General features: G+C 45.6%; 12 protein-coding genes. 5 read left to right on the top strand and 7 right to left on the bottom strand.

The features are described from left to right. Positions 1-450: 450 nt before the first annotated feature. Together R7040_RS23125 and ygjK are read left to right on the top strand one after the other, a co-directional pair. Entirely contained in the window at positions 451-1,218 is a 768-nt protein-coding gene (locus tag R7040_RS23125; protein ID WP_064354459.1) for a hypothetical protein, read from the top strand. Positions 1,219-1,333: 115 nt separating this feature from the next. Then, positions 1,334-4,024 (top strand): alpha-glucosidase, encoded by a 2,691-nt coding sequence (gene ygjK, locus R7040_RS23120; RefSeq protein ID WP_318081176.1) that lies wholly within the window; start codon positions 1,334-1,336, stop codon positions 4,022-4,024. A gap of 133 nt (positions 4,025-4,157) precedes the next feature. Here ygjK and R7040_RS23115 read toward each other — a convergent pair whose 3' ends face one another. The 6 genes from R7040_RS23115 to R7040_RS23090 form a co-directional block, all read right to left on the bottom strand. Further along, a complete protein-coding gene (locus R7040_RS23115) occupies positions 4,158-4,670 on the bottom strand; it encodes a macro domain-containing protein (protein WP_318081177.1) in 513 nt (170 codons plus the stop codon). A gap of 59 nt (positions 4,671-4,729) precedes the next feature. After that, positions 4,730-5,155 (bottom strand): VOC family protein, encoded by a 426-nt coding sequence (locus R7040_RS23110; RefSeq protein ID WP_213961335.1) that lies wholly within the window; start codon positions 5,153-5,155, stop codon positions 4,730-4,732. A gap of 174 nt (positions 5,156-5,329) precedes the next feature. Beyond that, entirely contained in the window at positions 5,330-5,815 is a 486-nt protein-coding gene (locus R7040_RS23105; protein ID WP_005374344.1) for a VOC family protein, read from the bottom strand. 139 nt (positions 5,816-5,954) lie between these two features. Next, the gene (locus R7040_RS23100; RefSeq protein ID WP_017634368.1) at positions 5,955-6,284 is read right to left on the bottom strand and encodes a DUF4144 domain-containing protein; all 330 of its coding nucleotides are present in this window, start codon (positions 6,282-6,284) and stop codon (positions 5,955-5,957) included. A gap of 24 nt (positions 6,285-6,308) precedes the next feature. Continuing rightward, the gene (locus R7040_RS23095; RefSeq protein ID WP_005374339.1) at positions 6,309-6,845 is read right to left on the bottom strand and encodes a DUF924 family protein; all 537 of its coding nucleotides are present in this window, start codon (positions 6,843-6,845) and stop codon (positions 6,309-6,311) included. Positions 6,846-6,912: 67 nt separating this feature from the next. Continuing rightward, positions 6,913-8,760, bottom strand: a complete 1,848-nt coding sequence (locus R7040_RS23090; protein ID WP_213961336.1) for a M3 family metallopeptidase — start codon at positions 8,758-8,760, stop codon at positions 6,913-6,915. Positions 8,761-9,036: 276 nt separating this feature from the next. Between R7040_RS23090 and R7040_RS23085 the strand changes: the two genes are divergently transcribed. After that, positions 9,037-9,399 (top strand): hypothetical protein, encoded by a 363-nt coding sequence (locus R7040_RS23085; RefSeq protein ID WP_017634365.1) that lies wholly within the window; start codon positions 9,037-9,039, stop codon positions 9,397-9,399. Positions 9,400-9,470: 71 nt separating this feature from the next. Here R7040_RS23085 and R7040_RS23080 read toward each other — a convergent pair whose 3' ends face one another. Further along, a complete protein-coding gene (locus R7040_RS23080; RefSeq protein ID WP_005374332.1) occupies positions 9,471-9,644 on the bottom strand; it encodes a hypothetical protein in 174 nt (57 codons plus the stop codon). A gap of 234 nt (positions 9,645-9,878) precedes the next feature. Between R7040_RS23080 and R7040_RS23075 the strand changes: the two genes are divergently transcribed. Continuing rightward, on the top strand, positions 9,879-11,021 hold the full coding sequence (locus tag R7040_RS23075) for a sugar diacid recognition domain-containing protein (RefSeq protein ID WP_213961337.1): 1,143 nt from the start codon (positions 9,879-9,881) through the stop codon (positions 11,019-11,021). Between the two features lie 158 nt (positions 11,022-11,179). Further along, positions 11,180-12,532 carry a GntP family permease gene (locus R7040_RS23070; protein WP_021452774.1) on the top strand — a complete coding sequence of 451 codons (1,353 nt, stop codon included), beginning with the start codon at positions 11,180-11,182 and terminating at the stop codon, positions 12,530-12,532. Positions 12,533-12,545: the final 13 nt, after the last annotated feature.

Raw genomic sequence — 12,545 nt, 5'->3', positions numbered from 1 at the left:
CTGAAACTCAGTATATTGTTTAATAATTATTCAATTTCGGACGACTTGGTTTTCTGTCCGAATTACGCAACAAAGCCATTAAAAATTTCCATAGATTCACTTTCCAATTGTGATCTCACGCTTTTATAAATCGATTGGTGTCATTTTTTGATACTTTTGATCTGAAAATTTGCGCTCTTATCAGAAAAGTTTTAGTAAAAATCTTTGCCATCTTAATTTTACTCTTCAAAACAATTATACTGACTATTATCTTGATAAGCTCATAGAGCAATGGCTATAGCTTGTTCTTGATGGGTAAAATGTATCCAGTTAAAGAAAAGTAAAAAAATCTAATGGATAAGACATGTTTTACGCCAACAAGATAGAATATTGAGACCAAAATCACAAGAGTAGGACTCTCTTGAATTTATCATCATGGATGCTGAATAAATAAAATACAGGCATTGTTCGATGAATAATTCTGCAACGTATTTACTTGCTGCTTTACGAGAAAAAATAAAAGAAAAAGGCATTGGATATTCCGAGCTTTCTATTGGACTTGGAATCCCGCTTTCTACCATAAAAAGGCAGCTTCACAATACGTCTCTTGGTTTAGATAAAATCTTGTTGTACGCCACGCACCTTGATACGGATTTGGTTGAGTTATCCATGCGAGGTAAGCAGCTGCAGCAAGAGAATGAACAGTTTATCACCGACACCAACAGTGAGATTTTCCATCAATATCCTCACTTATTTGATTTTCTTTATCTTTTGCGTCGACCTGAGTGGTCTTTAGAAGAGATCGCACGGAGATACCAGCTGAGTGATACTTCCGTTGCGCTCTATTTACGTGCACTAGAAATGATGGATTACATTGAACTGAAAGGGGATAAACACTATCAATTTAAAGATACAGGCCGCTTTATTTTTGAAGAAGGTTCAAATTTAGACACGCTATTTGCACAGCGCTTTCGTGAAGAAGTGTTTAGCCACGATATTCGGCCTCCAATTTGTGTTGGACGCATTGCTATTACCGAAGAACAAGAAGAAAAACTGGCAAATGAAGTGTACAACAAATTAATTGAGTTTGATGTTCAAAATAAAACCAGTGAAAACAGTCAACGACTAAAAAATGTTTTACTCACTTTTACGCCTGGTAATCAGATATTTTTGGCTGACACAATTCCGAATATTAATGGCGATTTATTAAAATCCATCACTATCGCTAAAGAAAAATAAAAGAATAATTATTGGAAGCTCGTGCTTATTTAGTGCGAGCCGAGCTTCTGCACACTAAAAATACTCATTTATATAAATGAGAATATAAAAATGACGTAAATAATAGGGAAAAAGTATGTTTAAAAAGAGCACACTTGCCATTCTGATCGGGGCTACTATTTCGCTTGTTGGATGTGGTTCCAATGATAAAACTGAAATCCGTTTACCACAGGCGCCAACTTCGGAATTTACTAACGTGATTGATCGTACTGGTAATCCAACTTACCTGCGTGATTACGACAGTTATTCGAACCTGAAGTACAACGCACTCACGGACAACGGCGCGTGGCATGGCCATTTGCTACCTGAAGATGCGGCGGGTTATGGCGCTTTCGGCGGTATTATGCAAGTGACGCAAGAGTACGCGCATTTTATGTCTGGCCAAACGTTCGACAAGCTCACGTTGACCGACAAAGTGAGTGGCCAAACTTACGATTTATCGAACGCAGAAGCGAAAGTCTATTCCATTCCAGGTGCGTTAGTGCAGGTGTTGGACTTGGACGATATTCACGTGCAAATGGTGCTGCGCTTCGTGACTGATCGCTCTTCGCTGGTGGAAACGCTCATCACTAACAAAACTGATCGTGATATGAACTTGGCGTTGGAGTGGGACGGCGAGTTGGTGAAATACGCGCTGTCGACGCGCAAAAACCAAACCGTGGCGCAGTACTACCCAGATTACAAGCGCCAGATTTCGACCATCGAAAACGGCATTAAAATTAACTTTAGCGAGATGAAAGACAACTGGGCGATTCGTAATGACCGCGATGCCGAGTTCCGCATTACTCGTTCTCTACCGACGAAGACGTTCACCAACGAAACCTCATTCAGTTCTACCGCGGAGATGAGCCTACCAGCTGAGCAAACATCGGCGGTTTATACGGCGTATTCTAACCTGCACAATGCGAAAGAAGTGCAGTCAGAATCGTTGAAATTGCAAGATGTATTAGCGAATCCAACTCAATACATGGAAGCGTCGAAAGCGCGTTGGGACGGCTATTTAGCGAATGGTCTTATCAACAAAGAAGCGACAGCAGACCAAGCTCGCGTAGCGGTAAAAGCGATGGAGACCCTAAACGGTAACTGGCGCTCTGCGGCGGGCGATATTGAACAAGCGACAGTCACGCCATCGGTCACTGCGCGTTGGTTCTCTGGTAACTTAACGTGGCCGTGGGATTCGTGGAAACAAGCGTACGCGATGGCGCATTTCAACCCAGATGTTGCGATGGACAACATTCGCACGGTATTCCAAGAGCAAGTTCAAGCTGATGACAAGATCCGTCCGCAAGATAAAGGCTACTTGCTGGATGTGTTGACGTACACCAAACCTGTTAGTCGTGGTGGTGCTGGCTCTGAAAACTGGAACGAACGCAATACGAAACCATCGTTGGCGGCATGGTCTGTGATGGAGGTGTATTACGCTCTCGTGAACCAGTTTGATCGCCCAGAAGACGCGCAAAAATTCATTGATGAAATGTATCCGAAGTTGGTGGCATACCACGATTGGTGGCTATCCAACCGCGACCACAACCAAAATGGTGTGCCTGAATACGGCGCGGCAGTAGACCCAGCACACAACACGGAAGAAGGCGTGATGTACGTTTGGGTAGAAACGCGCGATCCTAAGTTCACGACCATTATTCCTGCAGAAGACATCATCGAGCAAAACGGCAATTCTTATAAAGTAAAAGGCATGGCGTCTTACAATAAGATTCTCGATGAAGTGGATTACATGACGATTCACGTCGGCGCACAAGAAGCGGCGGGCTGGGAATCGGGCATGGATAACGCGGCTCGTTTTGGCTTTATCTACAACATCCACAACATGAATTCGCAAGCTGAAGACATCAGCAACCCAGACAGAAATGTGGATCAACTTGGTCGCTACGCGGCAAGTGCGTACGGCTTTGATAACAGCATCAAGCTGGAAGGCGAAGAGTGGGTGTACAGCAATACGTCAGCGGAAAACTTAGCGAAACTCGATCTAGCGAAGAAAGATTGGGAAGTTCGTTTTGCAGAAAACCGCACCAACAATAACGCAGCGAACGGTGAGCTGCTTGGCTTCTCTATGCTGCAAGAATCGGTGGATCAAGCCTCTTACATGTACTCAGACAACAAATACTTAGCGGAAATGGCGAAGTTGGTGTCTGATGGCGTAGAAGGTAAAGATCGTGCGCAAGAATTCCTTAATGGCGCAGAAAAAATCAAGACTTACATTAACCAATGTATGTTTGATGAAAGCACAGGATTCTTCTACGACATTCACTTGAATGTGGCTGAAGATGGCACTACTCCTGCGCCTCTTGCAAATGGTTGTGCGGGTTTGCCGATTGTAGAGCGTGGACGTGGTCCTGAAGGTTGGTCGCCGCTGTTTAATGGTGCAGCAACGCAAGAGCATGCCGATAAAGTGATCGCGGTGATGCGTGATCAAGACGAGTTCAACACGCCAGATAAATTCCAAGGAACGGGAGTGCCTTTGCCGACCGCATCGCAAACCAACCCTGCTTACGGTAAAGATGTGTACTGGCGTGGTCGCGTGTGGCTAGATCAAGTGTACTTTGGCTTCCGTGCGATGGAAAACTACGGCTACAAAGAAGAAGCGATTGCAATGGCGAATGAACTGTTTAACAACGCAGAAGGTATGACGGGTGACATGCCAATCCGTGAAAACTACAACCCAGAGACGGGCGCGGTACAAGGTGCGTCGAACTTCTCTTGGTCTGCAGCGCATTTGTACATGATGTACAACGGATTCTTCAAAAACTAGATCGCACACATTAGGCGCTTTGGATGACCCCCCCTAGCATTCGTAGCGCTTAACGAACGATAATTCAGTGACAAATAAGACAAACCGGACTGTGTTAGCAGTCCGGTTTTTTATGCCTCTTGTCACAAAGATTTTAGTGCTGGGTCAGGGCGTGTTGCCATATCGAAAGCATCTCTTCAGTAAACAAGTAAAAGCGCATGTCGAGTGCCGCGTATTCCGGTCTTTGGCAAACGGCCATCGCGACTTCTGCTGCTTCTTGAGGTGGGTAACCATACACTCCGCAAGAAATCGCAGGCAGCGCCACACTTTGGCAGTGGTTGGCGAGCGCGAGATCCAGCGAACGTTGATATGCAGATTCCAACACCGCTTTTGGATCGGCGAATTTATCGTAAATCGGGCCAACGGCATGAATGACGTAACGCGCGTTTAAATTGCCAGCCTCAGTAATGCGTGCGTCACCAAACGGGCATCGAATATCGTCGACATCATCAACGGCATAACACGCATTGATAAGCGCAGGCCCTGCTGCGCGATGAATGGCACCATCGATGCCACCTCCGCCGAGCATTCTCGGGTTTGCTGCATTCACGATGGCATCGACATGGGCGGTGGTGATGTCGCCTTGGACTAACGAGATCGCGTTCATTTTTTTGAGCCTTCTACAATGGTGAGAAACAAATGGTCAGTAACACAGTTAAGTGTAGCTTACTCATCAATCACTTGAGGTTTTAACTCGACGACATTTCCTTCCGGATCATGTATATAGAGTGATCTACCGAACCCTTGTGCGCCATACCGCTTCGCAAACTCTTCGGTTTCAATGCCGCGCGCACGCAGATATTCCAGTAATTCATCCTCGGAAAAAGGCGCCAATTGCAGGCAAAAATGGTCAATATTACGACCATTTTGAACTGGTGGCTTACCGCCGAGTTGGCCCAATTCGCTGTCTACCGTCACTACATCAATCAATGCGTTACCTGCCCTAAGTTGAGTTAAACCAAGTTCCGTTACTTCGCGTTCGACAGGGCAGCCCAAAATGTCTTGATAGAAATGCAACATAGCATCGAGGTTACAGGTCCTTAATACAACATGATCAAGCGCTTTGATGGCGATTGGATTTTTGGTGGGCATGCTTCACTCCTTTTTGCATTGTGTTGAGGTAAGTATAAAGTGACCTTAAAAGTGGTGAGAGAAATGATCAAATTCAAGATGTTTTTTTGCTAGAGCGAGTGCAGAAACACTGCAACTCAAAGCAAACAAAAAAGGCTAGCGTATTGCTAGCCTTTTGGAATATGGATGGGGCTCTTACTCGTAATCAGAAGCGTAAGTTTCTTCGTAAGTGTGTGAGTAAAGCTCGAATAGGTTGCCGAATGGGTCTTCTAGGTAAACCATTTTCGCAGGCTTATTATCGTCTTCTGGGTGGTAACGCATGATGTCCATGCGAACTTTGCCACCTAGTGCTTCGGTGCGTTTGATAGCACCTTCAAAATCGTCTGTCTGCAAACAGAAATGGAAGATACCGATGCGAGAAAAATCCACTTCATGGCGCTCTTGACGTTCTTTCATTTCGAATAACTCAAGGCCGATGCCATCACTTGTCACAAGGTGCGCAATGTTGAAGCCTTTAAAGCCTTCCCCAAAGACCGCAATACACATTCTGCCAATTGCCGTTTCGCGTTCTTCAATCACTTTCGTGTTGCCCATAACGACTTTTAGACCTAGCGCTTGCGTGTAAAACTCAACCGCTTTGTCCATATCTCCGACCATAATACCGACATGATTCATTTTCATTTGTTTACTCCCAACATGTGTGTTTGAACGTTGTCTTGTTTCGATGTGGGAGAGTATATGGCGTGATGTTGATTACATGAAATTATCATAAATTATAAAAATGATAATTTTATTTAATGCTGTACATGTTGGGATTGAGTTAGTGAGCTAAGGCCTCAACAGCTTGCCTCACCGAGGTGAAATGAATCTTGATAATGCACCGTTGCGCGAGGCTGAATTCATGCGATTGGATTAATGACGTAACCTCTTCTACGGACAGCGTTCGTTCTTTTAGATGTAAAAGAGTGGTGTTCGAACCATTGTTTTTCAATTCAAACGTGTTGCCATTTGAGTCGATAACGTAATCATCTTGCCCAAAAATGAGGGCTTCGCATTCAGAGTCTAAGTCGGACTGGGAATGCGTATAGATCAGCTCATCGTCGCCGTCTAGTTTTAGCAAGCATGGCCAGCATACTGCGTGGTCTCTCATGGTTAACTCATTATTCATTGTTATTTAGAAACTTGACCCAGGTTGTTGCAAAAACGCTAACTCTTCGGGAGTGCTCTCTCTTCCCAGTATCGCATTGCGATGAGGATAGCGCCCAAACTGGTCGATGATGGCTTTGTGTTTTAGCTCAAAATCGTAGTTATTTTCAAGCCCTGATGCGCGGAACAATTTTTCAGCTTCGACATGAATGAGGCGAGATTCGCTGTGCATAAACGGCATGTACAAAAAACTTAGCTGCTCAGGCGCTAATTCTTTATCGTGACCTAACCGAATTGCCTCTTGAGCCAATGCTAATGCGAGTGGGTCTTGTGCAAACGCTTTTGGGGTGTTGCGATACACATTACGTGAAAACTGGTCGAGGACGATGATTTCGGCCAATCGTCCTTGTGCGCTGTCACGCCAATTAAACAGTTCACAACGAGCCGCTTGTTCTAATACCGAGGCAAATCGCGATGCAATACGCTTGTCCAGTTCTGGGTTGTTTTCAAACCAATTTTGGGGCGATAGCTCCTCGAACCAAAATTTGATGACTTCTTGGTACATGGATCTTCCTTCTTATTGCATTAGCTAAAGAATAAAAAGCCAGAAGGCGAGCTCCTGGCTTTCTGTGTTATCGACCGTAAGTCTCTACGATGTAACGTTCAAAATCGTCACACATTTGTTCGTCAGAGATGGCGTTGCTTGCCAGCTCTTTACTGCCGTCGACGACTTTAATCGCGGCGTTCAGTGAAGCGACTGATGCTCGTTCTCGCGTCGCAAGTGAGTCGATTTTCTTCTGCTGCACTTCCCATGCCTGTTCTGGCGACAGGTTACACACGTCTGCAAGGTACTTAGCATTAAAACCTTCACCAGTCAGGCTGACAATGGTTTCGTTGTGAGACAAGTGATTGCCTGCGTGCCAGTAGTGTTTTGCCAGCAGTGGGCCAATTTCTGGGTTATCCGTCAGGTAACCAAACTTCTCAAGGAAGTATGCACGGGTCTGATACACCGCCATGTGCGCGAGTAGATAACCTTGATACGCACAAGCCGCTTCGTCGGATAGCAAATGTGGAATCGCCATCAGTGGGCGAGGGCTGCATTCCAAACCAAGGATCTGTTTTTCACAATCGCGAGCCAGCTTAGTGATGCGTTCTGGCGTTAACTCGTCATCGCTCAATTGATACAACGCGCGCTCAAAATATGGTACAACCAAGATGCTACGTTCTTCATAAGCTTTGAATGGCTGACGGCTGTTGATCATTGCTTGAATAATCTCATCAGGCACAGAATTCCCTTCATCATCCAGTGCGTACTGTTTTAGCCAATCGGCATCGGTTAACAGGCTATCACAGAACATCGACTGAGTTTCTGCATAAGCCATTGACGTCGGCGCAAACTCCTGCGAGAAACAAGGCGCGTTCATTTTTACGTTCGCAAAGTGTGCTGCGTGGCCGCCTTCGTGGAACAGCGTGTTAATGCCATCATAGCCGCTGCCCACTTGGTCTGGCTTGGCATTACTGGTGAAGTTCACCTGCGCTGCGACCCATTCGCCTTGATTATAGAAAGAAGGGATAGGGCCGTGGCAGAACCCGTTCGGGTACTTACCTTTGCGATCTAGTAAATCCAGCGTTAGCGTCGCGCCAGAGTAATCAATATTTAGGCGACCAAATGATTCTACCCAGCGTCTCAGAGATTTTGAGAACGGCACGTATGGGTCAAGGTCACGCATAACGTCACCCGCGAATGAGTAAACAAAGTTGTAGCCTGCTAGTGCGCTTTCGCCTTTCTCTTTCGCCAAGTTTTCTAAGCTGTTTAGATGCGCATCTCGCGTGCGTTGTTCGAAATCTTCCAAAATCTCGAATAGCTGCTCAGAGCTCATCTTTTCCGTTTTTTGCACGGAGTAATCAAAGAAAGTCGCATAACCCAGTGAGCGAGCGAACTGGTTGCGCAGCTTGATCAGCTCTATAAAGCCGTTTTGCAGTAGCCATTGTTCAAGGTTCAGCAACGCTTGATGAGCTGATTGGCGAACTTCTTCATGATTGCTAGTGCGAATGGTTGAGCTTAATACTGGAAGTGAACCTTCTACTTGCTCGCCGTTCTCATCGGTAAATGTTTGTACGTGGTTCTGTTTTTTCTCGAAGAGCTCAGCTTCAAAGGTAATGAGCTGATTTTTCAACGCTTGTGCTTTTTCGCCCTCGATAGCGTGAGATTCAAACATCGCCAGCCAACCAGATAGACCCGTAATGGTTTGTTGTTTCTCTTGTGGGTCGGTAATTGAGTCCGCGGCTTCAAGCTGTTGTTTGATGGCAGTAATTTGCTCGGCGTTGCTTAAAAAGCTTGTCCATGCCGTTTGTGCTTGCGTCGAGCCATTATGGTCATCGCTGATCCCCATGTAAGTTTCCCAAAAGAAATCTTCTTTGGTGCGGTGAATCGCAAGGTAACGTTGATTGAGGTCGTTGAGGTAATCCGTTGCGGTCATTTTGATCCTTCAAATGGTTTCGTTATGTAGACAGTTGATTATTGCACGCTTGGTCGCGAGAAAGGAACGCTAATCTCATTTGTCGATTTTGCATCGCGTAAAGGTGATTTTACTATTTGTTTACATTTGGGTGAGTTAATAGGAGTTATGAGCTTGCAGTGTTAAGACTGGTATGGAGTTTACTGTTTATTAAGTAATTAATCTGCGGTGCGCTATCGATGATCCTTATCAGGTGTAATAAGATTTCCATATCGTGGCGATACAGTTGGAAACGATATGATAAATAAGACAAAAGTTACGTTATTGGCGGTAGGTACGATTTTAGTTGGATGTTCCACAGTCGCGCCACCAAGAAATGATGCGGTTGAAAGCATTCAACAAAAGTGTTCTGTGATTTTAAGCAATGATGTTGCGGGCGATCAGCGCTGGCAGACGTACAACGGCTTGCTTGTAGAATATGCCGTGCATGGCGTTAAGAGTCAGGCACAACTGGAACGTTTTGAAGCGTTTGTGCAGAGAGTGCAAGATGATGAGTCTGGACAGTTAGTTACAGAGTTGATTGAGGTCACCGACTGGGGATGCTCAAACGGCAATTATCTTGAAGAGATGAGCTTGTTTATTCAAGAAGTTCAAAAGTAAAAAAACCGAGCGTTAAGTCGCTCGGCTTTTCTGTTTGTGGAACGCTTTTGTACGCTGGTTCGTCAGGACGTTTACTCCTCTGGATACTCGCCCATACCTTGCGTTTTACCTTCCGCTTTCCAATGCTCTCCAGGAGCAAATGCTTCATCGCATAAATCTACGGTGTAGCCCATTTCTGTGATTTCCTTCAAAGTGAGGTTATCAGCAATATTTGCAACTTCCCCCGATTTATTCCGTAACTCCATGTTGATCTCTCCTCTGTAGGTAGACGAGTGGCATCAATGCACAGTGAAGAATGCATTGGTAACCTTTGTTCTAAGTATATAACCCGCTGCTAAAAATGAAGGTTTAATCCACTTTTTAAATATGGGTAATTGGATAATGCTTTGAGCTGCTTCCGTTATTTAGAACCGCAGCATCGCGATAGTTTGCCATTTGTGATTTATTGAGTGATTAAACGGTCAATTTGGAAACTCGAAATGGTGATTCTCGACCACGCTTTAGCACAACAAATTGTTGATAGAACCATGTCCATCATTGGTCACAATGTGAATGTGATGAACTCGGCAGGCATCATCATTGGCAGTGGCGACCCTAAACGTGTTGGGCAAGTGCATGATGGCGCGGTACTGGCGCTGAATCATGGCGATTCGCTAGAGCTTAATGAGCAGCAATGTTTGACGTTGCAGGGTGTCAAACCCGGTATCAATATGCTGTTGAAATTGCATGGTGACGTGGTCGGTATTGTTGGTGTCACAGGCGAGCCGGAGAAAATCCGAGATTTTGCCAAACTGGTTAAAATGACCGCTGAATTGACAATCGAGCAAGCCGCGCTGGTGGAAAAATTTCAGTGGGACAGACGTCATCGCGAAGAGTTTATTCTGGCTTGGATCAATGGGAAATTGACCGATGAAGAGCTGAAAGATTGGGCGATGCGTCTTTCTATCGATGTTACTCAACCACGGGTGGCAACGGTGATTGAAGTCTCGACGCCGTCGGCCTCAAAAAGCATGAAGAGTGTGCGCAATATTGTTGAACTGCTTGAATACCCAGAGCGTAACAACCTAGTTGCGATTGTCTCGGTGAATGAAATTGTGGTGTTGAAACCGTGTCATTCCGCCAAGCAGTGGGATAGCCAAGTTGAAAGTGAGCGCATTGATAAGTTGATGTCGCGTTTAAGCGATCACGATTCGCATACGTTTCACATTGCGCTAGGGCAGCTGTTTAATGAGCCTAAAGATGTCGCGTTGTCATACCAAAGCGCGAAGCAGGTATTAGCCATTGGCAAGCAGTTCTACCCAGAGAAACGTAAGTACCTGTTCGATGAACTTCGTTTGCCTGTTTTGTTAGCGCCGTTGGCGGATATTTGGCAAGGTGAACAAATTATTGATGGTGTGAAACGGTTGAAAGAGAAAGACAAATCTGGGCAATTATTGAAAACCCTAGATGCACTGTTTGAATGCAATGGCAATGTAACAGAATGCTCTCAAATGCTGTTTATTCACCGGAACACTCTGCGCTATCGGTTAGAGAAAATCACCGAGATAACAGGGCTACCAACTACCAATTTTGTGGGGTTAGCGGAGCTTTATATTGCGACTCGGCTCTCAAAAATGTCGTGATATTGTGCATCTGCACAATACGCGTCATTTTTTGACCACATCATTTGTCACTCCGCCTAAAGGAATTCTAAAGCAAACGATTAATAATTCATGCGTCCCTACATGTTGAGTGAGCCAACACGGACTCGCTCAGCAAAATAAGAATAAATGGAGTTATCATGAACCTTATATTAATCCTGCTCGGGGTGATCGCATTTATTGTGCTCACGACCACCAAATTCAAATTACATCCCTTTTTAGCGCTGATCATCGCGGCGTTCCTTGCGGCATTTGCTTACGGCTTACCGGCAGATAGCATTGCCAAAACCATTGCTTCTGGCTTTGGCGGCATCCTTGGTTACATTGGTTTGGTTATCGTTTTAGGTACTATCATTGGTGTTATTTTGGAAAAAAGTGGTGCGGCGATCACCATGGCCGATACGGTCATCAAAGTGTTGGGTGAGCGTTTCCCAACATTGACCATGAGTATCATAGGTTACATCGTTTCTGTTCCGGTATTTTGTGATTCAGGCTTTGTCATTCTGAACTCGCTCAAAGAATCACTCGCGAAGCGTTTAAAAACCTCAAGCGTTGCGATGAGTGTGGCGTTGGCAACTGGCCTATACGCAACGCACACGTTTGTGCCGCCAACTCCTGGCCCGATTGCCGCTGCGGGTAACTTAGGCCTGGAATCTAACCTTGGTTTAGTGATTGGTGTGGGTGTGTTTGTTGCAGCGGTTGCGGCGTTAGCGGGGATGTTGTGGGCGAACCGATTCCAACATGTTGAACCAGATGGCATTGAAGCCGCAGAGGAAATTCAGCATGATTGGCAAGCACTCAAAGCGTCTTACGGCAAATTGCCAACGGCGAGCCAAGCATTCGCTCCTATTTTTGTTCCAATCTTATTGATCTGTTTTGGCTCTATCGCGAAATTCCCAAGCCTACCGCTGGGCGAAGGTTTTGTGTTTGATGTTCTGACTTTCTTAGGACAGCCACTAACGGCATTGGTGATTGGCCTGTTCCTTTCTGTTCGCCTACTCAAGTCAGACAACAAGATTGAAGAATTTGGCGAGCGAATCAGCCAAGGTATTACGGCTGCTGCGCCTATTCTTTTGATTACCGGTGCTGGTGGCGCATTTGGCGCGGTATTAAAAGCCACGCCGCTAGGTGAATACTTAGGTACGACGCTATCGGCGCTGGGCGTGGGTATTTTCATGCCATTTATCGTTGCGGCTGCGCTAAAGTCGGCGCAAGGTTCATCAACGGTTGCATTGGTGACCACATCGGCTTTGGTTGCGCCTATGCTTACGCAATTGGGGCTCGATTCAGAAATGGGCCGCGTATTAACGGTGATGGCGATCGGTGCTGGTGCGATGACGGTTTCTCATGCAAACGACAGTTTCTTCTGGGTAGTTTCGCAGTTTAGCCGCATGTCGGTGGGCTTAGCGTACCGCGCGCAAACCATGGCTACGCTCGTTCAAGGTGTCACGGCAATGGCATTGGTGTACATTTTGAGCCTCGTTCTCTTATAAGTCTCTGGAAATA

This window comes from Vibrio sp. 1069, assembly GCF_033340555.1.
This window is presented reverse-complemented; position numbering and strand designations above follow the sequence as displayed.